The sequence below is a fragment of the Brevundimonas sp. TWP2-3-4b2 genome (assembly GCF_049897345.1).
Lineage (GTDB): Bacteria > Pseudomonadota > Alphaproteobacteria > Caulobacterales > Caulobacteraceae > Brevundimonas.
On record NZ_JAFCWB010000001.1, the window covers coordinates 658,447 to 684,809 of the forward strand.

A 26,363-nucleotide genomic window follows, 5' to 3' on the forward strand; every position below is an offset into this window, starting at 1 on the left:
GCCGCTTTTCAGGCCAGCTACAACGCCGCGCCGGCGCAGATGGCGGACCTCGAGACCTTCGTCCGGCGCCTGACCGAGACGAATGCGGTGATGAATCTGGTTGGACCCGACAGCCTGCCGGATGTCTGGAACCGCCACATTTGGGATTCCGCCCAGCTCATCGAGATGAAGCCGGACGCGAACACCTGGGCCGACCTCGGTGCCGGGGCCGGATTTCCGGGTCTGGTCCTGGCGATCCTGCTGAAGGATCGCGCCGACAGCCATGTCTGGCTGATCGACAGTCTCGGCAAGCGCTGTCGCTTCCTGCAGGAGGTGGTCGACGCCCTGTCGCTGCGGGCCACGGTCGTCAACGGTCGGGCCGAGGAGCAGAGGATCAAGGTCGATGTCGTGACCGCCCGTGCCCTCGCACCGATGGAACGGCTGCTGGCCTATGCACAGCCTTATCTACAGCGCGGCGCACAGGGGCTGTTTCTCAAGGGGGAAAAGGCCGAGGCTGAGTTGATCGAAGCCCGAAAGGTCTGGCAGTTCGATAGTGACCTCTCCGTCTCGCGCAGTGACCCGCGCGGCCGTATCGTTTCCGTCCGGAGCCTGCGACGTGTCCCTCAACGGTAAGACTCGCGTTCTCGCTGTTTCGAACCAGAAGGGCGGCGTGGGCAAGACCACGACGGCGATCAATCTCGGCACCGCCCTGGCCGCGATCGGCGAAAAGGTGCTGATCGTCGACATGGATCCACAGGGCAATGCGTCCACGGGTCTGGGTGTTCCACGTGAAACACGGCGGGTGACCATCTACGACGTCATCGTCGACGGACGCTCGGTGGACGAATCCGCCGTGCCGACCTCGGTGCCCGGCCTGCACATCATTCCCGCCGACGCTGACATGTCGGGCGTCGAGATCGAGCTGAGCCAGGCGGATCGCCGCTCCTTCCGCCTGCGCGACGCGCTGGCCGGCCAGGGCGCGGACGGCCAGACCCGGTATGACTATGTGCTGATCGACTGCCCGCCGTCGCTGAACCTGCTGACCCTGAACGCCATGGCTGCGGCCGATGCGGTTCTGGTGCCGCTGCAGTGCGAATTCTTCGCGCTGGAGGGCCTGACCCAGCTGATGAAGACCATCGAGATGGTGCGTCAGAGCCTGAATCCGACGCTGGAGATCCAGGGTCTGGTCCTGACCATGTACGACCGGCGCAGCGCCCTGTCGGGTCAGGTCGCCGCCGACGTCCGCAGCCATTTCGGCGACAAGGTCTATGAGGCCGTCATTCCGCGCAATGTGCGCGTGGCCGAGGCCCCGTCGTTCGGCAAGCCGGCCTTGATCTATGACCTGAAATGCGCGGGCAGCCAGGCCTATCTGCGCCTGGCCCGCGAGGTCGTGGCGCGCGAAAAATCACGCCGCCTCCAGGCCGCCTGACGATGAACAGAAGAACGGAATCAGTGTCTTGAGCGAACGTCAACGCGGGCCCCAACGGGGCTTGGGCCGGGGTCTTTCCGCCCTGCTGGGTGAACAGGTGGCCGAGAGCGCTCCGGTCGACGGCGCGGCCGCACCCACGGGCGTGACGATGGCCCCGATCGAGAGCCTGAAGCCCAATCCGGATCAGCCGCGCAAGACCTTCAACAAGGACGACCTCGACGAACTGGCGGCCTCGATCCGCGACAAGGGGGTGCTGCAGCCTATTCTGGTGCGAACCCAGCCCGGCGAGGACGGCGTCTGGCAGATCATCGCCGGCGAACGCCGCTGGCGCGCGGCGCAGGCGGCGCGGCTGACCGAGGTCCCGATCATCATCAAGGAGATGGACGACGTCGCCATTTTCGAGGTGGCGATCATCGAGAACGTCCAGCGCAGCGACCTCAATCCGCTGGAAGAGGCCGAGGCCTTCCGGGTGCTGATGGAGCGGTTCGGCCGGACGCAGGACGCGGTGGCCGGTGTGGTCGGCAAGAGCCGCAGCCATGTGGCCAACACCCTGCGCCTGCTGCAGCTGCCGGAACGGGTGCTGTTCTATGTCCGCGAGGGCAAGCTGTCCGCGGGCCACGCCCGGGCCCTGATCACCGCGCCGGATCCCGCCGACCTGGCCGATCGGGCCTATATGGACGGACTCAGTGTGCGCCAGACCGAGGCGCTGGCGCGCCGTGCGGCCGAAGGGCCCAGGGCCCGCGCCGCGAAGCGTCCGTCCGGAGACAGTGAAGGCGCGGCCGACATCGCTGCCCTTGAACAGGACCTGACTGATGCGCTGGGCCTCAAGGTGCAACTGGCCGACAAGGGCGGCAAGGGCGAGCTGGTGCTGACCTATGGTTCTCTGGAACAGCTGGATGACCTGTTCCGGCGGCTGATGCGGGGCTGACCGCAACCTGTGCTAGGCTGTTGTCATGACCGAAAAGCCCAGCAATCCGACCGCCGAAGCCATGAAGAAGGCGCTCGCCGCCAAGAAGGCCGGGGGCGGGCCGTCCCACGGCGGTCTCCACGGCTCGGCCCGGGCCGAGGAAAAGGCCCAGCAGGCGCGCAGCGCCGCCCTGGCCAAGCCGGCCTTCCGCAAGGCGTCGAAGCGGGGCTAGGTCCGCCGGGGCCTAAAGCCCCAACCGTCGGGCCCGCGCCGCGATTTCCAGCAGCAGACGTTCGGCGATCAGCTGGTCCGGCAAGCCCGTGGTCTTGGTCGCGATGTCGGCGGTGTTGACGCTGTCCAGCACCCTGTCGAGGTCCTCGAGGCGCCAGCTGCGCGCCTGGCGCAGCATTTCCGCCTCCTGCTTCCAGAAAACGCCCGCCGCCTTGGCCGCCTCCTTGGCCCCGGAGCCGTTGGCCTGAAGTACATGGATACGGCGCAGCTTGCCGAGATGGATGGAGGCCTGTCTCACCGCCATGACAGGGGATTCTCCCTCGGCCAGGGCCCGGCGCAGGCCGGACTGGGCCGGGGCAGGGCGGCCACCGAAAGCCTGCAGGGCCGCGTCCTGCAGCGAGGCGTCGGCCTCGACCCCCAGGTGTTGCTCCAGTTCCGCGACACCGATGGTCTTGCCCGAGCCGGGGCCGATGTAGAGGGCCAGCCGCTCGATCTCCTGCCGCATCAGACCGCGCTCGCGCGGCAGGCGGCTGACGAAGCGGTCAAGGGCGTCGCCGGTCAGACCGACCTTGTCCGCCGCGAGGGCTTCGCGCGTCATCCGGGCGATGTCGCCGGTCTCATCCTCATAGCAGGCGATGCCGACGGCTTCCTTCGCCCCTTCGGCGGCCTTGCGCAGGGCGGAGTCGCGACCCAGGGCACCCGCCTCGATCACCAGCATGGCGTCGGGGTTGTACAGCCCTTCGGCATGGGCCTTGACCGCGGCGGCCAGCATCTTGTCGATCGACGCCTTCTCGGATCCCAGCCGAATGCGCACCAACCGGCGGCCGCCGATCATGCTGAGGGCCGTGAGCGCCTCTTCCAGCCGCGCGTCGTCGCCGTCGATGTCGCTGTCGGTCAGCACGGTGACGTTGAACGGGTCATTCAGGTCGGGCGTGATCGCCTTGCACAGGATCGCGGCGCGTTCGGCGACGCCCGAGCGGTCCTTGCCGTGAATGACGGCGGCCCGGACGCCCCGGTCAGGCGACGACAGGAAACGGTCCACCTCGGGTCGCTTGGCCAGGATCATCGCGCGACCCTCAAGGCCGGGCCGAAAGCGCCCGCAGGATGTCCAGGCGGATCAGGCGCGCCAGTTCGGCGGCGGCGCGTTCCTCGCCGTCCTGCTGGGCGGCGATGGCGGCATAGGGCTGGTCGGCGGCCGCATAGGTGGTGGTCACGGTCTCGACGCCGGCGACGGTGGCCCCGCCGCTCGTGGGAGTCAGCGTCCAGGCTCCGCGAACCGTCAGTTCATAACGGGTGGCGGTGTCGTCGATCTGGCGGCCCAGCGGCTTGCGTGACTGCTCGAGCACCGTCTGCAGCCGCCACAGCGGGGCCTGGGAGCCGTCGCGGCCCAGGGCGTCTTCCAGCTGCTCGCGGACGCAATAGCCGAGCCGGTCATCCTGGGTCGTCACCGCGATGCGCGAGAGCGATGATCCTGCGCCGGCGTCGCCGTACAGGGGCGTAAAGCCGCACGCGGAAAGTCCCATGATCGAGACAAACGCCAGGGCGAGGGCGTACCTCATCCGACCACCAGATTGACGATGCGATCCTTGACCACCACGATCTTCCTCACCGTCTGCCCCTCCAGCCGCGCCTGCACATCGGCGTCGGCCATGACGATGGCCTCGACCTCGGCCGGTTCCAGGCCCCGCGCGACGCGAATCTCGCCCCGGCGCTTGCCGTTGACCTGGATCGGCAGGACCACCTCGTCGTCGGCCGCCAGGGCCGGATCATGTTCCGGCCAGGGCGCGTCCAGTACCATCCCCTGTTCCCCGAGGCGCGTCCAGCATTCCTCGGCGAGGTGGGGGGTGAAGGGCGCGATCAGCCGGGTCAGGGCCGACAGGGCCTCACGCCGCGCCGCGCCGCCCGCCTTCGGCGTGTCCCGCACCGTGGCGATAAAGCCGTACAGCTTGGCGATGGCGGAGTTGAAGCGGAAGGCGACGACACCTTCCGACACCGCCTTGATGGCCTTGTGGGTCTCGCGGATCAGGGCTGCATCGGCGTCGGTGTCGCCGACCGCGTTCGGGTCAAAACCGTCGACCTCGGCCCAGACTCGCTGGACGAAACGGCCGGCCCCCTCGACCCCGCCGGGGGTCCATTGCACATCCCGCTCGGGCGGGCTGTCGGACAGGACGAACAGCCGGCCTGCGTCGACGCCGAAAGCCTCGACGATCTCCTGCGGGGCGACGACGTTCTTTTTCGACTTCGACATCTTCTCGATGTCGCCGATGATCAGGGTCTCACCGGTCGAGCGCTGCAGGGCCGAGCGTTTGCCGGCATCGTTGGTCAGTTCGACGTCTGTGGGCTCGACCCAGAGGCCGTCGGCGCGGCGGTAGGTTTCGTGGACCACCATGCCCTGGGTGAACAGGCCGGCGAACGGTTCCCGGACCGACATCAGTCCGGCGTCGCTGAGGGCGCGCGAGATGAAGCGGGCGTAGAGCAGGTGCAGGACGGCGTGCTCGACCCCGCCGATATACTGGTCGACGGGCAGCCATTTGTCGGCGGCGGCGCGGTTGATCGGCTCGGCGGCCGTCGGGTCGGTGAAGCGGGCGAAATACCAGCTGGAATCGACGAAGGTATCCAGTGTGTCGGTCTCGCGCACCGCCGCGCCGGCGCAGGTCGGGCAGGTGACGTGCTTCCAGGTCGGGTGACGGTCCAGCGGATTGCCGGGCGTGTCGAAGGTCACGCCCTTCGGCAGTTCGACGGGCAGCTGGTCGGCGGGGACAGCGACGGGGCCGCAGGTGGCGCAATGGATCACGGGAATGGGACATCCCCAATACCTTTGCCGGCTGACGCCCCAGTCCCGCAGGCGATAGATGGTCGCGCCCTGACCCTGGCCGGCCGCTTCAATGCGGGCGATGGCGGCGGCCTTGGCCGGCTCGATCTCCATCCCGTCCATGAAGTCGGACTGGAACAGCTGACCCGGACCGACATAAGCTTCTGTTCCAACAGAGAAATCTGTGTCGGCGTCGTCAGGTCTCACGACCGGGATAACCGGCAGTCCGTATTTGCGCGCGAAGTCGAGATCGCGCTGGTCATGGGCCGGGCAGCCGAAGATCGCACCGGTGCCGTATTCCGAGAGGATGAAGTTGGCGATCCAGACCGGGACCTCGCGGCCGTCGAACGGATGAACGACCGTCAGGCCCGTGTCGAAGCCGATCTTCTCGGCCTGTTCGATCTCGGCCTGGGTCGAGCCGCCCTTGCGGCATTCGGCGACGAAGGCGGCGGCGGTCGGGTTCGCTTCGGCGATGGCGCGGGCGACGGGGTGGTCGGGGGCCACGCCCATGAAGCTGGCCCCGAACAGGGTGTCGGGGCGGGTGGTGTAGATCTCCAGCCCGTCCGGCGCGGCGGCGGGTGCGTCTCCGGCCCATTTCCACGTCATCTGCAGGCCCTTGGACCGGCCGATCCAGTTCTCCTGCATCAGGCGGACCTTGTCGGGCCAGCGGCCTTCCAGTTCCTTCAGCCCCTCGATCAGGTCGTCGGCATAGTCGGTGATCCGCAGGAACCACTGGTTCAGCTTGCGCTTCTCGACCACCGCGCCGGAGCGCCAGCCGCGCCCGTCGACGACCTGTTCATTGGCCAGGACGGTGTTGTCGACCGGGTCCCAGTTGACCACCGAGTCCTTGCGATAGACCAGGCCCCGCTTGAACAGCTCGAGGAACCAGGCCTGCTGCTTGCCGTAATAGGCCGGGTCGCAGGTGGCGAACTCGCGGCTCCAGTCCAGCGACAGTCCGAGCAGCTTCAGCTGGTCGCGCATGGCGGCGATGTTGGACCAGGTCCAGTCCCCCGGATGGATGCCGCGCTCGATGGCGGCGTTCTCGGCCGGCAGGCCGAAGGCGTCCCAGCCCATCGGATGCAGGACGTCGAACCCCTGGGCCCGCTTGGAGCGGGCCACCACGTCACCCATGACGTAGTTGCGGGCGTGGCCCATGTGGATGGCTCCCGACGGATAGGGAAACATCTCCAGCACATAGTATTTCGGCTTGCCGGTTCCCTCGGTGGGGGTGCGGAAGGCGCCAGCCGCCGCCCAGCGGGCTTGCTGGCGGGGTTCGGCGGTCTTGGGCTCGTATCGGGCCACGGTAATCCTTCAGGGTCGCTCCTGAAGGCGGGGCCAGAAGGAGGCGGTGTTGGCGGGGTGGGTTAGCCGGCGTTCTGGAGGTTGAGCTGCCGCGCCTTGGTGAGGATGGCGTTTTCCAGATCGGTTTCGGTCTGGGCGGCCACCCGCGCCGCGACCCATTGGCCGGATGCGTCGCGGACTTCCTTGGTCACCGTCACGTTCAACGCATCGGCGCGCAGACGGGTGTCGAGGATGAAGACGGTGGCCTTGAAGCGCTCGTTCGGCGTCGCGGGATCGCTGTACCAGTCGTAGTTGACGACGCCACCCCAAGGATCGGCATTGGCCAGGGGCATGAAGCCCATGGTGTCCAGTGTTGCGCGCCACAGGAAGGCATTGACGCCGATGCCGGGCCGGTTGGCGGACTCCCGGGTCGGTCCACCGCCGCCGAAGACGTCACCCACCGTCGGTCCGAAGGGGCGCTCGGCCGAGCACGCGCCCAGCAGCACGCCCGAGGCGATGAGGGCGAACGTCGCGCCGCGAACCAGCACCATCGAGAAACTCCATTCGATCGAGACGTGAGGCGGACCGGTTCCACCCACGCGCCGGCTCGCCCGAACATGGGTCGCAGCCTCGGCGAGGCTCTATAACACGGCGAAAAGGGGCGATGACAAGGCGAAGACGCGTCTGCCGCCCAAGGATCGTGTCCGGCACCGGGCGTTCGCGCGGCGCGCGAGCTGCGAGGCCGTGACGCTCGCGCCACAGGAGTCCCCGGAGTCGACGGGAACCCCGCCCGAGCGGCACCGTTTCGTTGACCGCGCCGACAACCGGTGTCTAGTGGCATCAGAGTGATCACCACGGGATCCCCGTGGCGACGAAAAGGGCAGGACATGCGCAAGAACAGCGCCGTCATCGCTGGACTGGCCGCGGGGCTCACGCTCCTGGCCGTCGCCGACGTCGCGTCGGCCCAGACCGCTGCCCGCACCCGTGCACCCGCTGTGTCCCTGAGCGAAGCCCAGTCCGCCCGTGCGGCCGCGGGGCCGTCGCGACTGCGTTTCACCGAGCGCGGCCGCTGGGGTCTCGATCTGAACATGAGCCAGCCTGAAACCCGCGACAGCAATGTCGGCGACGTCGAGGCCGGGGCCTATTACCGCATTAATCCGCGCCTTCGCGTCGGGGCCGCCGCCGGTCTGGCCGAAACGGACACCGATCCCGCGCGCGGCCCGCAGACCGAGCGCCGGTCGGCTCCGCGCTTCCGGCTGGAATCGATCTTCCGCTTCTGACGCGGGTCAGGGGCCGAAAGCGGCCTGTATCGAGGCGACCCCCGCCAGTCCGCACGCGCCCGAGCCAATCAGGGTCTGTGCGTTTCGGGCATCGATCCCGCCCAGCGCATAGGCGGGACAGGATCCTGACACCGCCGCCGCGTGGAAACCTGGAATGCCCAGTGGCGTGGCCGCGGCCGAGCGCCCGCCCGCCGCAAATACCGGCGACAGCACCCGGGCGTTCAGGTGGGCGATCTCCAACGCCGACCCGGCGTGCGCCGCGCCGGTGATCAGCCAGTCGGGATGGGCCTCTGACAACTGCGAGGCCTGATCCAGCGCCCGTTCGGGCAGGTGGACGCCCTCGGCACCCACGGCCTCGGCCAGGTCCGCATCCAGGCCGATCAGCAGAAACACGCCCCGATCCCCGGTCGCGTCGCGCAGCCTCCGCGCCGTGTCGTGGGCTCCGATCCTGCCGAAATGGCGGAACACCACGGCCGCGCCCGCCGGCAGGCGCGCCGCCGTCTCCCATGGGCGCGGGGTCCGGTCGGGATCGGTGAAGAACAACAGCGGCGGAAGGTCCCGGTGCCCCTGTGCCCGGCTGACTTTGGCGGCGTCGCGTGCAAGGACACGGGCGACTTCCCACAGGATTTCGGCGTCCGAGCGGTTCATGGCCTCCTCATCCCCCGATCATGACGACGCGTCCAGCGTCGCCGGCCGCCTCGGGGCGATCCGGCGGCGAATGACGCAGGCCTGTCTGGCGGCCGGACGCGAACCCGGGGACGTCATTCTGACCGCCGTGACCAAGACCCAGCCAGCCGAAGCGATCGACGCCATCCTCGCGGCCGGCCAGCGGGTGTTCGGCGAGAACCGCGTGCAGGAAGCGCAGACGCGCTGGACGGATCGCCGGGTCGCGCTCGCGAATCTGGAACTGCGCCTGATCGGGGCGCTGCAGACCAACAAGGCCGCAGACGCCGTCGCCCTGTTTGACGTCATCGAGACGCTGGACCGGCCCCGGCTGGCCGAGGCGCTTGCGGCCGCTGCCGGCAAGGCCGGCCGGACGCTGCGGGTGCTGGTCCAGGTCAACACCGGAGCCGAACCACAGAAGGCCGGCGTTCTGCCCGACGAAGCCGACGCCCTGATCGCCCAGGCCCGGTCGCTGGGCCTGACGGTCGAGGGTCTGATGTGTATTCCACCGGCGGACGAGGCCCCGAAGGCGCATTTCGACCTGCTGCGCCAGATCGCGCGCCGCAACGGACTCGCGGTGCTGTCGATGGGGATGAGCGGCGACTACGAGACCGCCATCCGCCTCGGCGCGACCCATGTTCGCGTCGGATCGGCGCTGTTCGGGGAACGAAACACCCCCCAAACCCCCTCTATGGACTGAAAACCGCTCCGCTTGGGTTCCGACCCTTGGCGGAACGGGCAACGCTCTCCATTCTGGTACTCATGCCTACGCCCAAGACGATCCTCATCATCGACGACGACGACGACCTGCGCGAGGCGCTGGCCGAACAGCTGGCGCTGCATGAGGCCTTCCGGCCGGTGCAGGCCGCGACCGCGACCGAGGGCGTGCGCATGGGCCGCGAGGTCCGGGCCGACCTGATCCTGCTGGACGTCGACCTGCCCGACATGGACGGCCGCGAGGCCTGCCGGTTGTTGCGCAAGGACGGCGTCTCGACCCCGATCATCATGCTGACCGGCCAGTCGTCGGATTCCGACACCGTTCTGGGGCTGGAGTCGGGGGCCAATGACTATGTCACCAAGCCCTTCCGTTTCGCCGTCCTGCTAGCCCGCATCCGTGCCCATCTGCGCAGTCACGAACAGTCTGAGGACGCCGTCTTCCGCATCGGCCCCTATGAGTTCCGGCCCGCCGCTAAGGTTCTGATCGACGACAAGGGTCGCAAGGTGCGGCTGACCGAGAAGGAAACCAGCATTCTGAAATACCTCTATCGCGCCGGGGCCAAGGCCGTGTCGCGCGAGGAGCTGCTGACCGAGGTCTGGGGTTACAACGCCGGCGTCACCACCCACACCCTGGAAACCCATATCTACCGCCTGCGCCAGAAGATCGAGCCCGAACCCGGCCAGACGCGGCTGCTGGTGACCGACGCGGGCGGCTACCGCCTGCAGCCTTGATCTAGACGTCCAGATCCATCGTCACCGGCGCGTGGTCGCTGGGCTGGGTCCATTCGCGGACCGTATCGTGGATGCGGGCGCTGCCGGGCGTGACCGCCGGGGTCAGGCCGGGTGAGGTCCACAGGTGATCGAGGCGCAGGCCGCGGTTGGACTTGCGGAAGTCGGCGGCGCGATAGCTCCACCAGCTGGCCAGTTTCTGAGGCTCGGGAATCTGGTCGCGGACCACGTCGGCGAAACCGCCGGCGGCCTGCAGCCGGCGCAGGGTCTCGACCTCAACCGGGGTGTGGCTGACGATCTTCGACATGTAGCGGTGGTTCCAGACGTCATTCTCGCCCGGCGCGATGTTGAAATCGCCCGCCAGGACCAGCGGCCGCTGCTTGTCGCGCCCGGCCATTTCGGCGGTCAGCCTCTCGTAAAAATCAAGCTTGTGATCGAATTTCGGGTTCAGCGCCCGGTCTGGCACGTCGCCCCCCGCGGGGATGTAGAAATTCTGCACCTCGACGCCGTCGACTATCACCCCGACGCAGCGGGCATGGCCCTCGCGGCAGACGTCGAGGACCGGCGCTTCGGTGACCGGCTTGCGGCTGGCGATGGCGACGCCGTGCCAGCCCTTCTGCCCGCCGATCTTCAGGTGGGGCAGGCCCATGGCTTCAAAGGCGGCACGCGGAAACTGGTCCTCGAGGCATTTGATCTCCTGCAGGCACAGGAGGTCGGTTCCGCTCTCGGCGACGAAGCGCGCGACCTGGTCGATGCGCAGACGAACGGAGTTGATATTCCAGGTAGCGATACGAAGCATGGAATGGCTCTAGCAGCCCGTTGGGCCGCGCACACCACAGGGCGCAACCGCGCTCAAGCAGCGAGCCGCCGCGCGGCGAGCGGTAGCGCTCCTGGCGACATCGTCGCCGGACAAAAAAGCGCCCGGTCGCGGGACCGGGCGCTGGAAGGTTTGTCTCTCGCCGCCGGGAAGGGGATGAAATCCATGCGGTCAGGTCGACACCTGCCAACCTGTGGCTAAAGAGCCACTCTCGGCAAAAAATGTCAAATGCGAATTCGCCCGGGACGGGAGTCAGTTGCGGCGCGGCCGGCGGGTCGGGTCGCTGAGCTGGAACAGGCTGGCGGCCAGGCCCGGCGCGGGCGCGAGCGAAGTCAGCTGGGTCCGGGTGCGGGTGCCTTGCGCATCCGTGATGGTCCATTCGTGCAGCCGAACCGGGTTGCCGGCGAAGGACAGGATCACCGATCCCTCGTTCGGGCGCTGGTCGTCACGGGCGGTTATAGCGAAAGCGCCCGAATCCATCCGGGTCACGCGCGTGATCTGCACGCCCTGGTCGAGGCGGACGTTGCGGGCCAGGAAGACTGACAGGGGCGTCAGCCGCAGTGGCACCTGACGGAAGACATTGAGCCGCGGGTCGTAGCGTTTGACGTTGTTCCCGTCCGACACGACCAGCAGGCCGGCCGGGTTTGTGTATTCGAACCGCATCTTGCCGGGGCGCTGGATCCAGAAGCGGCCCTCGCGGCGCTGTGCCCCCGTGGTCTCGACGAAATTGCCCTGGGCCGACGCCAGGCCCTGCAGATAGGTCTGGGCCTGGGCCAGGACGGCGCGGTCGTCGGCTGAGAGGCTGGTCTGGGCGGCGGCGGGCATCGCCGCTACGGCGGCGAGGGCGGCGGATCCGAAAGCGAAGGCGCGGCGTGAGACGGTCATGGGGTCTTCTCCTCCGTCATCCCGGGCTCGATCCGGGATCTGGATGGTTGTTGATCATGCCGTCGTATGGACTGCGAAAGGCGCGGGCATGACCCCAGCCTGACCATATTCGGGCGCTGCGATGAAGCCCTGTTCAGGCTTCGGGGTTCCCCGGAGCCATATTTGACCGGCGATTCCTGCAGGCGATCACGAGCCGGCAGGGGCGATCACCTCGATATCGACGGCGTCGTCGGTAAAGCTGATCTCGCGGAGTCCGAAGGTTATCGTGATCCAGACCGCCGCGGCGAGGGTGACGATCCCGAGGATCAGGAACAGGATGCGTGTTCGTTTGGTCATGTGACGTGCCTGGGGGCGTCCAGCCTACATCGGCGGCGGACCCGCCAGAATATCCCGCTTGCCCGCGTGATTGGCCTGGCTGACGACGCCTTCCTGTTCCATCCGCTCGATCAGGGAGGCAGCGCGGTTGTAGCCGATCTGCAGCCGGCGCTGGATGTAGCTGGTCGAGGCCTTGCGGTCGCGGGTGACCACGGCCACGGCGCGGTCGTAGAGGTCGTCGCCCGAGCCCCCGCCGCCCTCGTCGTCGAAGGCCGCGTCGCCGTCGCCGTCAGGATCGTCGGTGATCAGGTCCAGATAGTCGGGCTCGGCCTGGCCGCGCAGGTGTTTGCAGACCTCGTCGACTTCCTGGTCCGTCACGAACGGGCCGTGCAGACGGGTGATGCGGCCACCGCCGGCCATGTAGAGCATGTCGCCCTGCCCCAGCAGCTGTTCACCGCCCTGTTCGCCGAGGATGGTGCGGCTGTCGATCTTGGACGTGACCTGGAAGCTGATCCGGGTGGGGAAGTTCGCCTTGATCGTGCCGGTGATGACGTCGACCGAGGGGCGCTGGGTGGCCATGATCAGGTGGATACCGGCGGCGCGGGCCATCTGGGCCAGACGCTGCACCGCGCCCTCGACGTCCTTGCCGGCGACCAGCATCAGGTCGGCCATCTCGTCCATGACCACGACGAGGAAGGGCAGGGGTTCGGGGCGGATCTTTTCGGACTCATAGACCGGGCGGCCCTGGTCGTCGAAGCCGGTCTGGACGGTGCGCTCGAAATGCTCGCCCTTGGCCACGGCCTCGCGGGCGCGCTCGTTGTAGCTGGCGATATTGCGCACGCCGAGCTTGGACATGCGGCGATAGCGGTCCTCCATCTCGCGCACGGTCCATTTCAGCGCGACGACGGCCTTCTTGGGATCGGTGACGACCGGGGCCAGCAGGTGCGGGATGCCGTCATAGACCGACAGCTCCAGCATCTTGGGGTCGATCATGATGAAGCGGCATTCGGCGGGCGTCATCCGGTACAGGATCGACAGGATCATGGCATTGACCCCGACCGACTTGCCCGAGCCGGTGGTGCCGGCGATCAGCAGGTGGGGCATGCGCGCCAGATCGGCGACATAGGGCTCGCCGCCGATCGTCTCGCCCAGCGCCAGCGGCAGCAGATGGGCGGGCTTGTCGTATTCGGCCGATGCCAGCAGATCGCGCAGATAGACGGTCTCGCGCCGGGCATTGGGCAGCTCGATGCCGATGGCGTTGCGGCCCGGCACGACCGAGATGCGGCAGGCGCGGGCGGACATAGAGCGGGCGATGTCGTCGGACAGGGCCACGACGCGGCCGTGTTTGACCCCCGGCGCAGGGACCAGCTCGTACAGGGTTACGACGGGGCCGGGGCGGATCTGGTCGATGATGCCGCGTACGCCGAATTCCTGAAGCACGCCCTCCAGCATCTTGGCGTTCTGTTTCAGCGCCTCCTCGTCGACCGAGGCGACGCGTTTGGCGGGCTTGGTCAGCATGCCCAAGGGCGGCAGGTCGAACCCGGACGAGGGTTTGGCGAAATCGAAGGCCGCCTGGCTGTCGTCGAGCTCGCGCTTCGAGGCCTTGGGGGCCTTGGCGGCGGCGACCCTGGGCTCTGGCGCGCCGCGGGCGGGCACGGGGGCCTCCCAGGGCGGGGCCTCGCAGTCGTTGAGGCTGGCCGGCGTATAGTCCTCGGGCTCGGGCGCGGGTCGGGGACGGGGCGGGGCCTTGACGGCGGCGCGCCGGGCCTTGGTGGGCGGGGCGACGGGGCCCCCGCGGTTCCGGGCCCAGTTCAGGGCGTCGCCGAGATCGGACGCTCTCAACCCGATGGCATAGCCGACGGCCCACAGGCCCGTGGGCAGGAACAGGACCCCGGCGAAGATCGGCGCGCCGGGCAGACGCAGCGCCGAACAGGCCATGCGGATGAGGCCGACGATAGCGTCGCCCCAGAGCCCGCCCAGCCCCGCTGCCAGTGGCCAGGCGGCGGGCGCGGCAAGGGCCGACAGGGCGGCGGACAGGGCCAGAATACCGCCGGCCGCGGACAGGGCCTTCAGCGCCGTGGGCTTGAGTCGCTGCTGGATCACGTCGCCGATGGCCGAGGCCAGGCCGAAGGCGAACAGCAGCAGGGTGGCGGGGAAGGCGGCCAGCCCCAGCGACTGCATGAACAGGTCGGCGAACAGGGCCCCGTTCAGACCCAGCCAGTTGGTCGGCTCCAGCCCCGAGGCCGCGTTCAGGCTGGGATCGGCCGGATTCCACGAGACCAGGGCGGCCAGCAGCAGGGCTGCCAGCAGGGCCTGGAGCACGCCGCGAAACTTGATCGCGATGGGCGCGCCCCACAGGATGCGGGCGCCGAACCAGGCGCGCTGGCCGATGGCGAGGGCGGCGGACATGCGGCAGGGAACTCCGGACGGGCGGGACAGGCCCGCTGTTGTCACCCGCGCAGGGTTAAGAGGCTGTTTACCAGGGGCCTGAAATTGCGACCTCGCGGCACTGGACGCAATCCCGATCCGGCGCGACAACCGGCCCATGAATACGACCGAACGACACGACGTCATCATCGCCGGGGCCGGCATGGCCGGCGCCACCTTTGCCCTGGCCGCGGCGCAGGGCGGGCTGAAGGTGGTTCTGGTCGATCCGCAGCCGTTTTCGCTGCAGCTCGAGCCGACCTTCGACGGGCGGTCGACGGCAATCGCATTCTCGACGTTCCGGATGCTGGACGCGCTGGGCGTGGGTGCGGGCCTGCGACCGCACGCCTGCCGGATGGACCGGATTCTGGTGACCGACGGACGGCGTCCGGGGCCCGCGTCATCGGCCGCGTCCCCGGCCTGGCTGCGCTTTGACGCCGACGAGATCGGCGATCGCACCAACGGCGAGCCGTTGGGTTATATGGTCGAGAACCGGCGTATCCGGGCGGCCCTGAGCGAGGCCGTCATCGCCGCCAGCATCGAGGTTCGGGCTCCTGCGGCCGTCGCGTCGGTCGAGGTCGGCCCGGCCACGACGACCGTGACCCTGGCCGACGGATCGCGCCTGCAGGCCCCGGTGGTCGTCGGGGCCGAGGGGCGCGGCTCACTGGTGAGACAAGCCGCCGGAATTGACACGGTGGGCTGGAGTTATGGCCAGAGCGGGGTCGTGGCGACGGTGTCCCTCGGCCGGGACCACGGCAATGTCGCTCATGAGCATTTCCTGCCGGCGGGCCCTTTCGCCATCCTGCCGCTGACGGAACAGCGCGCCAGCCTGGTCTGGACCGAGACGACGCGCCGGGCCGAGGCCCTGAGGACCGCGTCCGACGCCGCCTTCCAGTCGCATCTGATGCGGCGCTTCGGCGACTTCCTTGAGGATGTGACCGTGGTGGGCCCGCGCTTCGTCTACCCTCTGTCCCTGCAACTGGCCGAGGCCCTGACCGGACCGCGCGCCGCCCTGATCGGCGACGCCGCCCACGCCGTTCACCCGGTGGCCGGACAGGGGCTGAACATGGGGCTGAAGGACGCCGCCGCCCTGGCCGAGGTGCTGATCGAAGCGATGCGGCTGGGCGAGGATATCGGCTCGGAGACGGTGCTGGACCGCTACGCCCGCTGGCGGCGGTTCGACAATGCCGTGCTGGCGGCGGGTTTCGACGCCTTCGTGCGGTTGTTCTCGAATGACATCGCGCCGGTGCGGCTGGCCCGGGACCTCGGCATCGCCGCCGTCAACCGCATCGGCCCCCTGCGCCGCGCCTTCATGCAGGAAGCCGGCGGCGCGAACGGGGATTTGCCGCGGCTGCTCAGGGGCGAAGCGGTTTGATTTTCTTCCGCTTGTCCCCGCGAAGGACGGGATGAGCGGATCTTTCGTATCTAGTCCAGCGTCCGCGCCTCTTCCGGCAGCATGATCGGCACGCCGTCGCGGATCGGATAGGCCAGTTTGGCGCCCTTCGAGACCAGTTCCTGGCGCTCGCGGTCATAGGTCAGCTTGCCGCGCGTGACAGGGCAGACCAGCACCTCCAGCAGGCGGGGATCGACCGAGGCGGGGGTGTGGAAGGTGTCGGACATGGTGGGAAGGTTACAGGGAGTGGGGATTAGGGAATAGGGCTTAGGCGTAGCTTAGAAGGTGCTCTCCTCCCGAATTCCTACGACCTAAGACCTATGCCCTCACTTCACTGCATCGACAGCGCGTCGCCCTCGCCGTCGGTGGCGGCGTCGATGGTCAGCAGGGCGGTCAGGACGGCGGAGCGGTCGGTCAGGCTGAGGGCTTCCAGAAGGGCTTGTTTCTCGGGCGGGTCGAAGGGCAGGGCCATCGACAGGCTGTTGATCAGGGCTTCGGGCGGTGCGGTCTCGGCCGTGTCCCAGTCGATGTCGAGCCCGCGCATCTCCAGATAGGCGCGCAAGGCGTCCAGCAGGCCGTCGCGGTCGAGACCCACGTCATCCACCGGCGGGGCGCTGAGGTCGTCCTCGAAGGGGGCGAAATCGGCGCGGATCTGGCGATAGGGCGTCTGGGCCGGCAGTTCGCTGGCCAGACGGAAGCGGGCGCAGCCGGTCAGGGTGATCAGATATCGGCCGTCCGACGTCTCGGCGAAACTGGTGATCCGTCCGGCGCAACCGATCAGCGACAGGTTGGGCAGGCTGCGCTCCCCGGCCTGGGGCTGGACCATGCCGATGATGCGGTCGCCGGCCATGGCGTCGTCGATCATGTTGAGATAGCGCGGCTCGAAGACGTTCAGGGGCAGCTGGCCGCGCGGCAGCAGGATGGCCCCCGGCAGCGGGAACACCGGGATCACCTGCGGCAGGTCGGCGGCCTTGACGTATCCCTGAGCCACCCGGCCCTCCTAGGCGAACAGGATGGAGGACAGGCGGCGGCGCCCGTCCCGTGCGATATCCGAGGCCCCGCCGGCGGCGTCGAAGACGACGAGGAGCTGTTTGCGGGCCGCCTGGTCGTTCCAGTCACGGTCGGCGGCGACGATGGCCAGCAGGCTGTCGACCGCACCCTTGAGGTCGCCCGCCGACGCCTGGGCCAGCGACAGGTCATAGCGTGCCTGATGATCGGCGGGATCGGCGGCGACCCTCGCCTCCAGTTCGGTGGCGGGGCCGGCCGGGGCGACGGAGGCCAGCGTCAGCTGTGCGCGCACGCTCTGGACGGTCGGCTCGCGCGAGTCCGGCGACGCCATGGCGATGGTCTGTCGGGCCTGATCCGTATCGCCGTCGGCCAGATAGACGCGGGCCATCCCGGCAATGGCCTTTTCGTTGTCCGGGTCGAGCGTCAGCAGCTGGGCGAAGGCCTGGGCCGCGCCGCCGAGATCGTTCAGCGACAGGGATTCCTCACCCAGTGACAGCAGTTGTTCGATGTCGGAATTGGCGCTCTCGCCGCCCGTCAACTTGTCGATAAAGGCCTTGAGCTGGCTGTCGGGCACGGCGCCCTGGAAGCCGTCGACCGGCTGGCCGTTGACGAAGGCATAGACGGTGGGGATCGACTGGACCCGCAGCTGGCCCGCATAGGCCGGGTTCTTGTCGACGTCGATCTTGACCAGTTTCACCGCGCCGCCGGCGGCGCGCACGGCCTTTTCGATCATCGGCGTCAGGGTCCGGCACGGTCCGCACCAGGTGGCCCAGAAGTCGACCAGCACCGGCTGGACCTTTGACTGCTCGATGACGTCGGCCATGAAGCCGGCGTCGGAGCCGTCCTTGATCAGGTCATTTGGAAGTATGGTGGGGTCGGCGAGGCTCATCGATCGGTCCTGTGGTCGGAAAGGCGAAAGGCTGCAAGCCACAGATGGTCGTGGCGACCTTTCGCCTCAAGGGGGTCAGGAAGGATCCGCCCCGGCGCCTGCGGGGCTCAGCTTCCAGCGGATCTTGGTTTCGGAGTCCGTGCGGGCCGAACCGCGCACGACAATCTGCAACGAGCGCCGGGTCAGGCCCTCGTCGATATGGACCGAGGGCTCGATGGCGACGTCTGGGCCATCGGTCCGGAACCACCAGCCCCGACCGGAATGGCCACGCAGCAGGATCGAGCGACGATCGCGGGCCAGAGAGGCCTGGACGCCCGGCTCGAGCTGGAAACGGACGGCATAGGGAGCGGCGATGGCGCGGACCACCTCCCTCTGGCCCGATGCCGGGTGCAGCCGCTCCTCGGCGCGCAGCTCGTCCAGGCGCTGGTCGAGATACAGGCGTCGCTGGTGCAACAGGCCATAGTCGTGGACCCAGCCGTCGTGCTCGACCTCGAGCCAGACGGCACCCTCACCGTCGCGCTGATCGACGACGACGTGCAGGGGCCGCCCGACCAGCCGGTGATCCAGCAGCTCGCCGCGCCAGCCGCCCAGGGGCTCGCCGGTCGAGGCGTCGCCGAGGGTCAGGGTCGAATGGCCGGGCGCGAGCCGCAGGCCCTGCCGGTCGGGCATACGCGGCGTCCAGCCACAGCCGGTGACCAGCCGGTCCTTGCCGCAGACGATCTCCAGCGCCATGGGCTGGGCGCAGGCGGCGGCCGACCAGACGCCCCGCGCGGGGGGCGCGACGTCGGCGGCGATGGTCAGCAGGGGGCTGCGGATGCGGGCGATTCCGGCGACGGTTCCGCTGAGGGCCTCGCCGGAGGCCTCGTCATGGGCGCGGGCAGCCGCCACCCGCGCCGGGGTCGAGGGGCCGCCGCCCTGCATGGTGATCAGCCGGCCGTCGGGCAGGGTCTGAAGCCGGAGCGCCGCGGTCAGGCGCTGGATTGCGGACCGCACGGCCTCGGGCGTCGATTCCGAAATCTGTGACAGGGCATCGTCCAGCGTCAGCAGGTCGAGTAACAGCTCGAGACCGGCTTCTGGACTGCGGCTGGCGTGGCCGCCGTCGAGGCCGATGGTGCGGTCGAGGGCAGCGGGCAGGCCGCCGAGGGCTGAACGGCGCAGGGCGGCTCCGGGGGGACCGGCCAGGGTGCAGCCGGCAACGGCGGCGGCGGTCAGGCGCTCGGCCTTGCCGGCCGGACCCCCGGGCGGGCGCAGCAGCTGGCGGCCCTGACGGCCGAGAATGTCAGCCAGCCTCAGCCTTTCGGCCTCGGTGGCGACCTGTCCCATGCGCCGCGCGGCGCAGGCCAGATTGAGGGTGCGCCGGGTCAGAATCTCCGGCCCCCAGGCGAACGGCGACCAGCGCGCGAAGGCTGTTGCCCACGTCAGGGTCAGGCGCACCGCCTCGCGTGCGCCGCGCTCGCCCTGAAGCATCAGTGACGGCAGCCAGGCGAAACCATGCAGGTCGACAGCGAAGGCGCGGCTCGGGCTTGGCCGGTTCCACGGGTCCTCGGGCTCCATGGCCTCGAGGCTGGAGCCGGCGAGGATGAATTTGCCGCCGAGCAGGGCCTTTCCGGCGGCCGGCTCGACCGGTCGGAAATCGCGTGGTGTGGCGGCGAAGCCCTGGGCCGGGCGACCCTTCAGGGTCAGGCTGTAGCCGGGCAGGCCATAGAGCTCTATCCACAGCTGGCGGGTCAGCAGCCGGCCGATGACCGCGGGCCACAGGCCGGGTCCGGTCGTCGCCCCGGTGACCCTGACCGGAGTGCGCATCGGGGCACCGCGCAGGCCGGGGATGTCTCCGGACGCGGGACTGTCGGCCTCGGGTCGGACGAAGGGGTTGAGCGGGCTCACGCGGCCTTCAATGCCCGGATATTGGCGGCATAGGCCGGCGGGCCGCCGCGGAACACGGCGGTGCCGGCGACCAGGGCATCGGCCCCTGCCGCGACACAGGCCCCGGCGTTGGCGGCCGTGACCCCGCCGTCGACCTGCAGATGCGCCTTCGATCCGGCGGCATCGAGCAGGGCGCGCGTCTTGCCGATCTTGCGCAGGGTGCTGTCGATGAACGACTGGCCGCCGAAGCCCGGATTGACCGACATCAGCAGCACCAGATCGACCAGATCGATGACGTCCTCGATCACCGCCAGCGGCGTTCCGGGGTTCAGAACGACCCCGGCCTTCGCGCCCAGCTGACGGATGCGGCCGAGGGTGCGGTGCAGGTGGGGTCCGCTCTCCGGATGGACGGTCAGGATGTCGGCCCCGGCGTCGCGATAGGCCTCGAGCCAGGGATCGACCGGCGCGACCATCAGATGGACGTCGAACGGCAGTTTTGTGTGCGGCCGCAGGGCCTTCACCACATCGGGGCCGAGGGTGATGTTGGGCACGAAATGCCCGTCCATGACGTCGACATGGATCCAGTCGGCACCCGCCGCCTCAAGGGCGGCGACCTCCTCGCCCAGACGGGCGAAGTCGCTGGCGAGGATCGAGGGGCAGATCAGGGGCGCGGCCATGTCAGCGGGATAAGGCGGGTCGGCGGCGGGAGCAAGGCGTGGGCTTGGGTCGCTGCGTCTGCGGCGCTACACGGTTCGGTCATCAGCATGGTGGAGCGCCCCGATGAGCGAACATGTCGCGACCGTGGAATGGAGCCGGGGTGACCAGCCCTTCAGCGACAACCGCTATTCCCGCGCCCACGACTGGCGCTTCGACGGCGGGGCGGTGGTGCGCGGGTCGTCGGCCCCGTCCAGTGTGGCCGAACCCATGTCCGACCCGACGGCGGTGGACCCGGAAGAGGCCCTGGTGGCGGCGGTTTCGAGCTGCCACATGCTGTTTTTCCTCGCCTATGCCGGCAAGGCGGGGTTCGTGGTCGACGGCTATCGTGACGACGCCGTCGGCCGGATGGACAAGGACGAGCGGGGCCGGGTGTCCATCACCGATGTGATCCTCCGGCCGGCGGTCACCTTCTCGGGGGACGTCCGACCGGATTCGGCGGCGCTGGCGGCATTGCACCACCGGGCGCACGAGGCCTGCTATATCGCCAATTCGATCCGCGCCGGGGTCACGGTCGAGCCGCGCTAGACTCCGGGCCCAAGGACGGGCGGGGCCACCGCGACATCGCCCAGCAGGGCCGCGAAGCGCCGCACCGCCTCCTCGGCCAGTTCCGGATGGTAGCGCATCGGCCCTGCAGCCATGGGCTCGTCGAAGGCGTGGCTGCCATCGGCGATCCAGGTCTCGACCTCAACCCCGCAGCGGCGGACCATGTCATGCACCCGCTCGGCGTTGCGAACGGTGGTCAGGTGGTCGGTGCGCGAGATGACCGCCAGGGTCCGGGGGCAATGCCGCCAGGGCCGCATCCGGTTGACGGCGCCGATGCCGACATAGGGATAGGCCAGATAGGCCCCGATCACACCGTCCAGCGCGACGGCACCGGGATCCTCGACGCCCAGCATGCGCCGTTCGCGTTGAGAGCTCATCGCCTCCATGATGCCCCAGCCGCCGTGGCTCCAGCCGGCGAGGACGATCTTCGAGGCGTCCACGTCACGCCGCTGGGACACACCGTGCAGCGCCGCCAGCACGTCGCCGGCCCTCTGCCAGCCGTGCAGCAGCAGGCCGGTGCAGACCGTGGCCATGGCGAAGAACCGGCTCCAGCCGCGCGGGGCATAGGAATCCACGATGACCGCGCGCCAGCCCGCCGCCGTTGCCGCCGCCGCGTACCGCGGTAGATGCCCGCGCAGACCGCCGCAGCCGTGGAACAGGATCACGGTCGGGCGCGGCCGATCGTCATCGGGACCGACGATTGAGGTGCCGGGCTCGAGCATCGACCAGCGTTGGGAGAGGGTTTGCATGGTGTTTCACCTATCCCTTCTCCCCTTGCGGGAGAAGGTGGCCCGCGAAGCGGGTCGGATGAGGGGTCTCGCCGGCAAAGGGGCAGACAGCGCTGCGACCCCTCACCCGCCCGCGCAAGAACGGCGGCTGCGCCGCCGTGCGCGGCCTCCCTCTCCCGCAAGGGGAGAGGGATCGCGTCTAGTGCCGAAAGACCCGCACACCCGTAAACGCCATGGCCACCCCCGCCTCGTCCGCCGCCGCGATGACCTCGTCGTCGCGGATCGAGCCGCCGGGCTGGATCACGGCCGTCGCTCCGGCCGCCACCGCTTCCAGCAGGCCGTCGGCGAAGGGGAAGAAGGCTTCCGACGCACAGGCCGAACCTTGCGCCAGCGAATGGGCCAGACCCTTGGCCTCGCCGGCCTCCCTCGCCCGAATGGCAGCGATGCGGGCCGAGTCGCGGCGATTCATCTGGCCGGCACCGATGCCGGCGGTCTGGCCGTCCTTGGCATAGACGATGGCGTTGGACTTGACGTGTTTGGCCACGGTGAAGGCGAACAGCATGTCCTCGATCTCCTGCGGCGTCGGCTGCCGGCGGGTGACGATCTTCAGGTCCGACGCGGCGATGCGACTGCGGTCGCGCGACTGGACCAGGAAGCCGCCGGCCACCGAGCGGAACACCTCGCCCGCGGCCAGCGGGTCGGGCAGGCCGTCGGTCAGCAGCAGGCGCAGGTTTTTCTTGGCGGCAAAGATCGCCCTGGCTTCGTCATCGGCGCCGGGGGCGATGACGACCTCGGTGAAGACGTCGGTGATCAGTTTCGCATCGGCGCCGGACAGGGGGCGGTTGACGGCGACCACGCCGCCGAAGGCCGAGACAGCGTCGCATTCCAGGGCGCGGGCATAGGCCTCGGTCAGATCGTTCCCGACCGCCACGCCGCAGGGGTTGGCGTGTTTGACGATGACGCAGGCAGGGCCGTCGAACTCGGCGACCAGCTCATAGGCGGCGTCGGCGTCGGCGATGTTGTTGTAGCCCAGCTCCTTGCCCTGCAGCTGGCGGGCGTGGGCGACGCCGGGGCGGGTGTCGCCGGTGCGGTAGAAGGCACCCGTCTGGTGCGGGTTCTCGCCATATCGCAGGGTCTGGGCCAGCGAACCGCTGATGGATTTGCGCGCCGGGGCGGCGTCGCCGACCTGACCGGCGAACCAGGCCGAGACGGCGGCGTCATAGGCGGCGGTGCGGGCGAAGGCGCGGGCGGCGAGGCGTTTGCGCAGGTCAAGGGTCGTCGCGCCGTCGGCCTTCAGGGCTTCCAGCAGTTCGGCGACCGAGGCCGGGTCGACGCAGACGGCGACATAGCCATGGTTCTTGGACCCCGAGCGGATCATGGCCGGGCCGCCGATGTCGATGTTCTCGACCACGGCGTCGAAGTCGGCGCCCGAGCCGACCGTGGATTCAAACGGATAGAGGTCGACCCAGACGATATCGATCGGACCGATGTTGTGGGTCGCCATGGCCTCGGCGTGGTCGGCGGCGTCGCGCACGCCCAGCAGGCCGCCATGGACCACGGGGTGCAGGGTCTTGACCCGGCCGTCCATCATCTCGGGGAAGCCGGTCAGGTCGGCGACGTCCTTCACCGGCAGGCCGAAGCCGGCGATGGCGGCGCGGGTGCCGCCGGTCGAGACCAGTTCGACGCCGAGGCCGTGCAGGGTGCGGGCGGCCTCTTCCAGCCCGGTCTTGTCGGACAGGGAGATCAGCGCGCGCTGCGGCACCACGCGGTCGGGCGCGGGGGGAAAGTCGGGTGCGGCGGGCATGGCGGCGATCCGTGTCTGGCGTGGGGTCGGGGAGACGCGCGCCGTCTAGCACCGGACGCAGCGGGATAGAACCGCCGACGTCGGATCGGAGTGCCGAAGCCTCAAGGCGGGGGTTCCCCTGTGGCTGAACTGCGGACAAATGGGCCGAGCTCTTTCAGCTCGCGCCTCCCGGGCCGGTTGGAGACCGCTCAGCGCAACTGTGCGAAGATTGTGACGACCGCTGCGGCAAAGACGGCAATCCCGGCCACCATCATGACGAGAGAGGGGCTGTTGTCGAAGGTCGCCTTGGCCTGTTCCTTCACGCGTCCCATCAGCTCGGGCCATGTGTAGCTGACGAAATCGCCCTGGCTCATCATGCTGATGATGGCACCGTCCTCGTCGACGACCGGAAGGTGGCGAAATCTCTCATTGGACATCAATCGAAGCCAGTCCAGAAGATCGTCGTCCGCCCGGGCCACTTTCAGATCCGTCGTCATGATCTGGGCGAGGGTCGTCTCATCCGGATTCAGCCGCTTGTTGAGCAGCCGCCTCATGAAGTCGCGCTCGGTCACGATCCCGAGCGGCTTGCGGTCGGGGCCGACGACGACGGCCGCGCCGTAATTCTTTTCGCTCATGATGGCCACGGCTTCGGCCACGAAGGCGTCCGGCCCGAACGTCAGAACGGCCGCCTTGCTCCGATACTCGGGCCTGTCCTTGATCTTCATGGCGATCTCCTTGGCGACGGCCTGGACAGAACAATGCTGCCATAGGCGCCGGTGGCCATGGTCGCTCAGTTTGCCGACATTCAGTCATGGCGAATCGCCGCAGAGCCGCTCCGGGGTCCGGTCAGAAACCCCCGGTGGCTTGGAGACTGTGTCAGCAAGGTTCTGTGCGGGTCGAAAGCGGCTGCCGATCGGGTGCCGGGAAGGCATCATCTGTCGCTCAACGCATCGAAATCCACCACCATCGGCTCCCGTCCGATGAGGATGAGAAACCGTCGGAACGAGTCCTGCTTCAACCCCGTCGTGGCCGTATTGGTCAGGGGGTGGAAATTGACGACGTCCGCGTCCCACAGGGCCTTGTCGAGGACGAAGGTCACGCGCTGGTCAGGGTCGTTGATGAGGCCCAGCGCCGTCACCGAGCCGGGGCGCACGCCGAGCGTCTCGTACAGCAGCCCCTCATGGCCGAACGACAGCCGGTCCGAGCCGATGGTCTTCGGCGCGCGCTTCAGGTCCAACACCGTGTCCTGACGCGCCGAGATCAGCCACAGCCGGCCCTTCTTGTCCTTCAGGTACAGGTTCTTGGTGTGGGCGCCGGGCAGGGCCGCCTTGAGGTCCAGCCCTTCGTCGACGCGAAAGACGGCCGGGTGGTCGTGGGTGGTCTGCGCAATCCCGTGATCCGCCATCCACGTCAGAAGACGGTCGCGGTCGTAGGCGGGTTCGGGCGCTGAAGGGGGCGTCGGCTTGTCTTCGGTCATGGGGGCCCGCTAGGGATGCAAACACGTCCCTCGATACCGCCCGGAGGCTCCCTGTGGAACTCGAATGCTATCCGATGACGCCGCGGCCGCCGGACCTCGTGCCCGGCCGTCAGTCGCGCAACTGGATGGACGCCTTCGCCAGCCGGCATCCCTATCGCTGCCTGCCGCTGACCATGGCCAACACCACGGGGTGGGAGATCCTGTGCCCGCTGACCTTCACCGCCGAATGGAATGGCGGCCCCAGCCAGGCGGATATCGTCATCACCCCCGAGCGCCACAACTCGGACCTGACCCATGTGGTGACCTCGCATTTCTCGCGCGGGGTGCTGACCATGCATCCGCAGTATCTGTTCCGCACGCCGCCCGGCTGGGGCCTGCTGGCGAGCGGGTCGCCCAACCATGTCAAGGACGGCATCCAAGCGCTGACCGGGCTGATCGAGACCGACTGGCTGCCCTTCCCCTTCACCATGAACTGGATTTTCACCCGCCCGGGCAAGGTGAAGTTCGAGAAGGGCGAGCCCTTCTGCTTCATCACCCCGATCGAGCACCGCAAGGTCGAGACCATGCAGCCGGTCATCCGCTCGCTGGAGTCCAATCCGGTCATGCACGGCCAGTTCGAGGCCTGGAACCGGGCCCGGACCGACTTCAACAAGCGGCTGGCCTCGGGCGACCCTGATGCGGCCAAGGAGGCGTGGCAGCGCTACTATTTCAAGGGCGAGATTCCCGAGGATCTGGGCACCGCCCCGGAGACGCACGTCAACAAGCGCCGGCTGAAGACGCCGCGGGTGGGCTGAAGGCGTGGCGACTGGCCGGTGATGGGTGGCGAGCAAGGAATCCCCCGGCCCAGCCACTAGCCACTGGCCACTTGAACTACATCGGCCGGGTGACCCGCGGTCCGATATTGGAGATCACCTCGCGGGCGTCGAAGGCGTTGGGGTCGTTGGCGGGTTTGGCCCCGCGGCCCATGACGACCTCGGCCGAGGCCTCGAACCGGTCGATCTCCCGCACATCGAAATCGCGGCCGAAGGCATCGCGGCCGAACGGGTCGCTCCACGGACTCCAGTAGCCGCGACGGTAGTAGCGCCAGGAGGGACCCCAGAACGGGCTGTACCGGTCATAATAGAAGGGATCGGGCGTAGCCTGCAGGCGGACGTCGCGATCGGTGGCCCGGTTGACCGTGGCGAACCAGTCATAGCCGTTCTCGGTGGTCACCTCGGCGGCGCGCAGCAGCAGGGCCATCTCGACCTGGTCTCGCGAGGTGACCGAGTTGCCGGAGAAGCTGACGCGGTAGCGGTCGGCATCGACGCGCTGTTCGGAATAACCGAAGCGGCTGTTCACGCCGGCCGGGCCATAGGGGGTTGCGGTGGCGCAGGCGGACAGGGCCAGGGCCGCCGTCACCGCGAGAAGTACGGGCTTGAGGAAACGATGTCTCATCGGAACTCTCCTTGACGCGGCAAGACGCGCCTTGCCGGCTGAACGGGACCTGGACGGTG

General features: G+C 68.8%; 29 protein-coding genes. 10 read left to right on the forward strand and 19 right to left on the reverse strand.

Translation table 11 applies throughout. From position 1 onward, the window contains the following. Nucleotides 1-39: 39 nt before the first annotated feature. The 4 genes from rsmG (at nt 40) to ACP7AS_RS03195 (ending at nt 2,547) form a co-directional block, all read left to right on the forward strand. The gene (rsmG, locus tag ACP7AS_RS03180; protein WP_426027504.1) at nt 40-612 is read left to right on the forward strand and encodes a 16S rRNA (guanine(527)-N(7))-methyltransferase RsmG; all 573 of its coding nucleotides are present in this window, start codon (nt 40-42) and stop codon (nt 610-612) included. Beyond that, complete coding sequence (locus tag ACP7AS_RS03185) at nt 596-1,408, forward strand: ParA family protein (protein WP_426027392.1); 813 nt, start codon at nt 596-598, stop codon at nt 1,406-1,408. Before rsmG ends, ACP7AS_RS03185 begins: the two co-directional genes overlap by 17 nt. Before the next feature lie 85 nt (nt 1,409-1,493). Then, complete coding sequence (locus ACP7AS_RS03190) at nt 1,494-2,336, forward strand: ParB/RepB/Spo0J family partition protein (RefSeq protein WP_426027505.1); 843 nt, start codon at nt 1,494-1,496, stop codon at nt 2,334-2,336. A gap of 25 nt (nt 2,337-2,361) precedes the next feature. Then, nucleotides 2,362-2,547 carry a hypothetical protein gene (locus ACP7AS_RS03195; protein WP_426027393.1) on the forward strand — a complete coding sequence of 62 codons (186 nt, stop codon included), beginning with the start codon at nt 2,362-2,364 and terminating at the stop codon, nt 2,545-2,547. A 12-nt stretch (nt 2,548-2,559) separates the two neighbouring features. Here the strand turns inward: ACP7AS_RS03195 and holA are convergent, their stop codons facing one another. The 4 genes from holA to ACP7AS_RS03215 form a co-directional block, all read right to left on the reverse strand. Continuing rightward, on the reverse strand, nt 2,560-3,612 hold the full coding sequence (gene holA / locus ACP7AS_RS03200) for a DNA polymerase III subunit delta (protein ID WP_426027394.1): 1,053 nt from the start codon (nt 3,610-3,612) through the stop codon (nt 2,560-2,562). 10 nt (nt 3,613-3,622) lie between these two features. Then, nucleotides 3,623-4,105, reverse strand: a complete 483-nt coding sequence (lptE, locus tag ACP7AS_RS03205; RefSeq protein WP_426027395.1) for an LPS assembly lipoprotein LptE — start codon at nt 4,103-4,105, stop codon at nt 3,623-3,625. After that, a complete protein-coding gene (gene leuS / locus ACP7AS_RS03210) occupies nt 4,102-6,660 on the reverse strand; it encodes a leucine--tRNA ligase (RefSeq protein ID WP_426027396.1) in 2,559 nt (852 codons plus the stop codon). The genes lptE and leuS overlap by 4 nt, the downstream gene beginning before the upstream one ends. A 62-nt stretch (nt 6,661-6,722) precedes the next feature. Further along, entirely contained in the window at nt 6,723-7,190 is a 468-nt protein-coding gene (locus tag ACP7AS_RS03215; RefSeq protein ID WP_426027506.1) for a DUF3576 domain-containing protein, read from the reverse strand. Between the two features lie 336 nt (nt 7,191-7,526). Between ACP7AS_RS03215 and ACP7AS_RS03220 the strand changes: the two genes are divergently transcribed. After that, nucleotides 7,527-7,919 carry an NtrZ family periplasmic regulatory protein gene (locus ACP7AS_RS03220; protein WP_426027397.1) on the forward strand — a complete coding sequence of 131 codons (393 nt, stop codon included), beginning with the start codon at nt 7,527-7,529 and terminating at the stop codon, nt 7,917-7,919. A 6-nt stretch (nt 7,920-7,925) separates the two neighbouring features. Here the strand turns inward: ACP7AS_RS03220 and ACP7AS_RS03225 are convergent, their stop codons facing one another. After that, nucleotides 7,926-8,567, reverse strand: a complete 642-nt coding sequence (locus tag ACP7AS_RS03225; RefSeq protein WP_426027398.1) for a thiamine phosphate synthase — start codon at nt 8,565-8,567, stop codon at nt 7,926-7,928. On the opposite strand from ACP7AS_RS03225, the gene ACP7AS_RS03230 reads away from it, so the two are divergent. Together ACP7AS_RS03230 and ACP7AS_RS03235 are read left to right on the forward strand one after the other, a co-directional pair. Beyond that, the gene (locus tag ACP7AS_RS03230; protein ID WP_426027399.1) at nt 8,566-9,282 is read left to right on the forward strand and encodes a YggS family pyridoxal phosphate-dependent enzyme; all 717 of its coding nucleotides are present in this window, start codon (nt 8,566-8,568) and stop codon (nt 9,280-9,282) included. The genes ACP7AS_RS03225 and ACP7AS_RS03230 overlap by 2 nt on opposite strands. A 62-nt stretch (nt 9,283-9,344) precedes the next feature. Then, the gene (locus ACP7AS_RS03235) at nt 9,345-10,031 is read left to right on the forward strand and encodes a response regulator transcription factor (RefSeq protein WP_426027400.1); all 687 of its coding nucleotides are present in this window, start codon (nt 9,345-9,347) and stop codon (nt 10,029-10,031) included. A gap of 1 nt (nt 10,032) precedes the next feature. Here ACP7AS_RS03235 and ACP7AS_RS03240 read toward each other — a convergent pair whose 3' ends face one another. From ACP7AS_RS03240 to ACP7AS_RS03255, 4 genes are all read right to left on the reverse strand, one after another. Beyond that, complete coding sequence (locus ACP7AS_RS03240; protein WP_426027401.1) at nt 10,033-10,827, reverse strand: exodeoxyribonuclease III; 795 nt, start codon at nt 10,825-10,827, stop codon at nt 10,033-10,035. A 270-nt stretch (nt 10,828-11,097) separates the two neighbouring features. Beyond that, a complete protein-coding gene (locus ACP7AS_RS03245) occupies nt 11,098-11,730 on the reverse strand; it encodes a LolA family protein (protein WP_426027402.1) in 633 nt (210 codons plus the stop codon). A 186-nt stretch (nt 11,731-11,916) separates the two neighbouring features. Further along, nucleotides 11,917-12,066: a hypothetical protein gene (locus ACP7AS_RS03250; RefSeq protein WP_426027403.1), complete on the reverse strand. Its 150-nt coding sequence runs from the start codon at nt 12,064-12,066 to the stop codon at nt 11,917-11,919. Between the two features lie 24 nt (nt 12,067-12,090). Continuing rightward, on the reverse strand, nt 12,091-14,454 hold the full coding sequence (locus tag ACP7AS_RS03255) for a DNA translocase FtsK 4TM domain-containing protein (protein ID WP_426027404.1): 2,364 nt from the start codon (nt 14,452-14,454) through the stop codon (nt 12,091-12,093). Between the two features lie 136 nt (nt 14,455-14,590). Between ACP7AS_RS03255 and ACP7AS_RS03260 the strand changes: the two genes are divergently transcribed. Continuing rightward, nucleotides 14,591-15,844 (forward strand): UbiH/UbiF/VisC/COQ6 family ubiquinone biosynthesis hydroxylase, encoded by a 1,254-nt coding sequence (locus ACP7AS_RS03260; protein ID WP_426027405.1) that lies wholly within the window; start codon nt 14,591-14,593, stop codon nt 15,842-15,844. A 50-nt stretch (nt 15,845-15,894) separates the two neighbouring features. On the opposite strand, the gene ACP7AS_RS03265 is transcribed toward ACP7AS_RS03260, so the two are convergent. The 5 genes from ACP7AS_RS03265 to rpe all read right to left on the reverse strand — a co-directional run bounded on the left by ACP7AS_RS03265 (nt 15,895) and on the right by rpe (nt 20,299). Further along, a complete protein-coding gene (locus ACP7AS_RS03265; RefSeq protein ID WP_055831844.1) occupies nt 15,895-16,089 on the reverse strand; it encodes a Trm112 family protein in 195 nt (64 codons plus the stop codon). A 104-nt stretch (nt 16,090-16,193) separates the two neighbouring features. Beyond that, the gene (locus tag ACP7AS_RS03270; protein WP_426027406.1) at nt 16,194-16,853 is read right to left on the reverse strand and encodes an LON peptidase substrate-binding domain-containing protein; all 660 of its coding nucleotides are present in this window, start codon (nt 16,851-16,853) and stop codon (nt 16,194-16,196) included. A 9-nt stretch (nt 16,854-16,862) separates the two neighbouring features. Continuing rightward, complete coding sequence (gene trxA, locus ACP7AS_RS03275; RefSeq protein WP_426027407.1) at nt 16,863-17,759, reverse strand: thioredoxin; 897 nt, start codon at nt 17,757-17,759, stop codon at nt 16,863-16,865. 75 nt (nt 17,760-17,834) lie between these two features. Continuing rightward, a complete protein-coding gene (locus ACP7AS_RS03280) occupies nt 17,835-19,643 on the reverse strand; it encodes a heparinase II/III family protein (protein ID WP_426027408.1) in 1,809 nt (602 codons plus the stop codon). Continuing rightward, nucleotides 19,640-20,299: a ribulose-phosphate 3-epimerase gene (gene rpe, locus ACP7AS_RS03285; RefSeq protein ID WP_426027409.1), complete on the reverse strand. Its 660-nt coding sequence runs from the start codon at nt 20,297-20,299 to the stop codon at nt 19,640-19,642. Before rpe ends, ACP7AS_RS03280 begins: the two co-directional genes overlap by 4 nt. A 103-nt stretch (nt 20,300-20,402) precedes the next feature. Between rpe and ACP7AS_RS03290 the strand changes: the two genes are divergently transcribed. Beyond that, complete coding sequence (locus ACP7AS_RS03290; protein WP_426027410.1) at nt 20,403-20,864, forward strand: OsmC family protein; 462 nt, start codon at nt 20,403-20,405, stop codon at nt 20,862-20,864. Here the strand turns inward: ACP7AS_RS03290 and ACP7AS_RS03295 are convergent. The 4 genes from ACP7AS_RS03295 to ACP7AS_RS03310 form a co-directional block, all read right to left on the reverse strand. Beyond that, complete coding sequence (locus ACP7AS_RS03295; protein ID WP_426027411.1) at nt 20,861-21,631, reverse strand: dienelactone hydrolase family protein; 771 nt, start codon at nt 21,629-21,631, stop codon at nt 20,861-20,863. The genes ACP7AS_RS03290 and ACP7AS_RS03295 overlap by 4 nt on opposite strands. Before the next feature lie 178 nt (nt 21,632-21,809). After that, entirely contained in the window at nt 21,810-23,414 is a 1,605-nt protein-coding gene (gene purH, locus ACP7AS_RS03300) for a bifunctional phosphoribosylaminoimidazolecarboxamide formyltransferase/IMP cyclohydrolase (protein ID WP_426027412.1), read from the reverse strand. Nucleotides 23,415-23,602: 188 nt separating this feature from the next. Continuing rightward, nucleotides 23,603-24,118: a CBS domain-containing protein gene (locus ACP7AS_RS03305; protein ID WP_426027413.1), complete on the reverse strand. Its 516-nt coding sequence runs from the start codon at nt 24,116-24,118 to the stop codon at nt 23,603-23,605. Nucleotides 24,119-24,324: 206 nt separating this feature from the next. Further along, the gene (locus ACP7AS_RS03310; RefSeq protein ID WP_426027414.1) at nt 24,325-24,870 is read right to left on the reverse strand and encodes a prolyl-tRNA synthetase associated domain-containing protein; all 546 of its coding nucleotides are present in this window, start codon (nt 24,868-24,870) and stop codon (nt 24,325-24,327) included. 53 nt (nt 24,871-24,923) lie between these two features. Between ACP7AS_RS03310 and ACP7AS_RS03315 the strand changes: the two genes are divergently transcribed. Continuing rightward, the gene (locus tag ACP7AS_RS03315) at nt 24,924-25,664 is read left to right on the forward strand and encodes a DUF6065 family protein (protein ID WP_426027415.1); all 741 of its coding nucleotides are present in this window, start codon (nt 24,924-24,926) and stop codon (nt 25,662-25,664) included. A 76-nt stretch (nt 25,665-25,740) separates the two neighbouring features. On the opposite strand, the gene ACP7AS_RS03320 is transcribed toward ACP7AS_RS03315, so the two are convergent. Continuing rightward, complete coding sequence (locus ACP7AS_RS03320; protein WP_426027416.1) at nt 25,741-26,304, reverse strand: CC0125/CC1285 family lipoprotein; 564 nt, start codon at nt 26,302-26,304, stop codon at nt 25,741-25,743. Between the last annotated feature and the right edge of the window lie 59 nt (nt 26,305-26,363).

Coding starts and splice junctions, on each gene's coding strand:
- rsmG (WP_426027504.1), top strand. CDS start 40: ATGGCGGACCTCGAGACCTTCGTCCGGCGCCTGACCGAGACGAATGCG.
- ACP7AS_RS03195 (WP_426027393.1), top strand. CDS start 2,362: ATGACCGAAAAGCCCAGCAATCCGACCGCCGAAGCCATGAAGAAGGCG.
- holA (WP_426027394.1), bottom strand. CDS start 3,612: ATGATCCTGGCCAAGCGACCCGAGGTGGACCGTTTCCTGTCGTCGCCT.
- lptE (WP_426027395.1), bottom strand. CDS start 4,105: ATGAGGTACGCCCTCGCCCTGGCGTTTGTCTCGATCATGGGACTTTCC.
- ACP7AS_RS03215 (WP_426027506.1), bottom strand. CDS start 7,190: ATGGTGCTGGTTCGCGGCGCGACGTTCGCCCTCATCGCCTCGGGCGTG.
- ACP7AS_RS03220 (WP_426027397.1), top strand. CDS start 7,527: ATGCGCAAGAACAGCGCCGTCATCGCTGGACTGGCCGCGGGGCTCACG.
- ACP7AS_RS03230 (WP_426027399.1), top strand. CDS start 8,566: ATGGCCTCCTCATCCCCCGATCATGACGACGCGTCCAGCGTCGCCGGC.
- ACP7AS_RS03225 (WP_426027398.1), bottom strand. CDS start 8,567: ATGAACCGCTCGGACGCCGAAATCCTGTGGGAAGTCGCCCGTGTCCTT.
- ACP7AS_RS03235 (WP_426027400.1), top strand. CDS start 9,345: ATGCCTACGCCCAAGACGATCCTCATCATCGACGACGACGACGACCTG.
- ACP7AS_RS03240 (WP_426027401.1), bottom strand. CDS start 10,827: ATGCTTCGTATCGCTACCTGGAATATCAACTCCGTTCGTCTGCGCATC.
- ACP7AS_RS03245 (WP_426027402.1), bottom strand. CDS start 11,730: ATGACCGTCTCACGCCGCGCCTTCGCTTTCGGATCCGCCGCCCTCGCC.
- ACP7AS_RS03250 (WP_426027403.1), bottom strand. CDS start 12,066: ATGACCAAACGAACACGCATCCTGTTCCTGATCCTCGGGATCGTCACC.
- ACP7AS_RS03255 (WP_426027404.1), bottom strand. CDS start 14,454: ATGTCCGCCGCCCTCGCCATCGGCCAGCGCGCCTGGTTCGGCGCCCGC.
- ACP7AS_RS03260 (WP_426027405.1), top strand. CDS start 14,591: ATGAATACGACCGAACGACACGACGTCATCATCGCCGGGGCCGGCATG.
- ACP7AS_RS03265 (WP_055831844.1), bottom strand. CDS start 16,089: ATGTCCGACACCTTCCACACCCCCGCCTCGGTCGATCCCCGCCTGCTG.
- trxA (WP_426027407.1), bottom strand. CDS start 17,759: ATGAGCCTCGCCGACCCCACCATACTTCCAAATGACCTGATCAAGGAC.
- rpe (WP_426027409.1), bottom strand. CDS start 20,299: ATGGCCGCGCCCCTGATCTGCCCCTCGATCCTCGCCAGCGACTTCGCC.
- ACP7AS_RS03290 (WP_426027410.1), top strand. CDS start 20,403: ATGAGCGAACATGTCGCGACCGTGGAATGGAGCCGGGGTGACCAGCCC.
- ACP7AS_RS03295 (WP_426027411.1), bottom strand. CDS start 21,631: ATGCAAACCCTCTCCCAACGCTGGTCGATGCTCGAGCCCGGCACCTCA.
- purH (WP_426027412.1), bottom strand. CDS start 23,414: ATGCCCGCCGCACCCGACTTTCCCCCCGCGCCCGACCGCGTGGTGCCG.
- ACP7AS_RS03305 (WP_426027413.1), bottom strand. CDS start 24,118: ATGAAGATCAAGGACAGGCCCGAGTATCGGAGCAAGGCGGCCGTTCTG.
- ACP7AS_RS03310 (WP_426027414.1), bottom strand. CDS start 24,870: ATGACCGAAGACAAGCCGACGCCCCCTTCAGCGCCCGAACCCGCCTAC.
- ACP7AS_RS03320 (WP_426027416.1), bottom strand. CDS start 26,304: ATGAGACATCGTTTCCTCAAGCCCGTACTTCTCGCGGTGACGGCGGCC.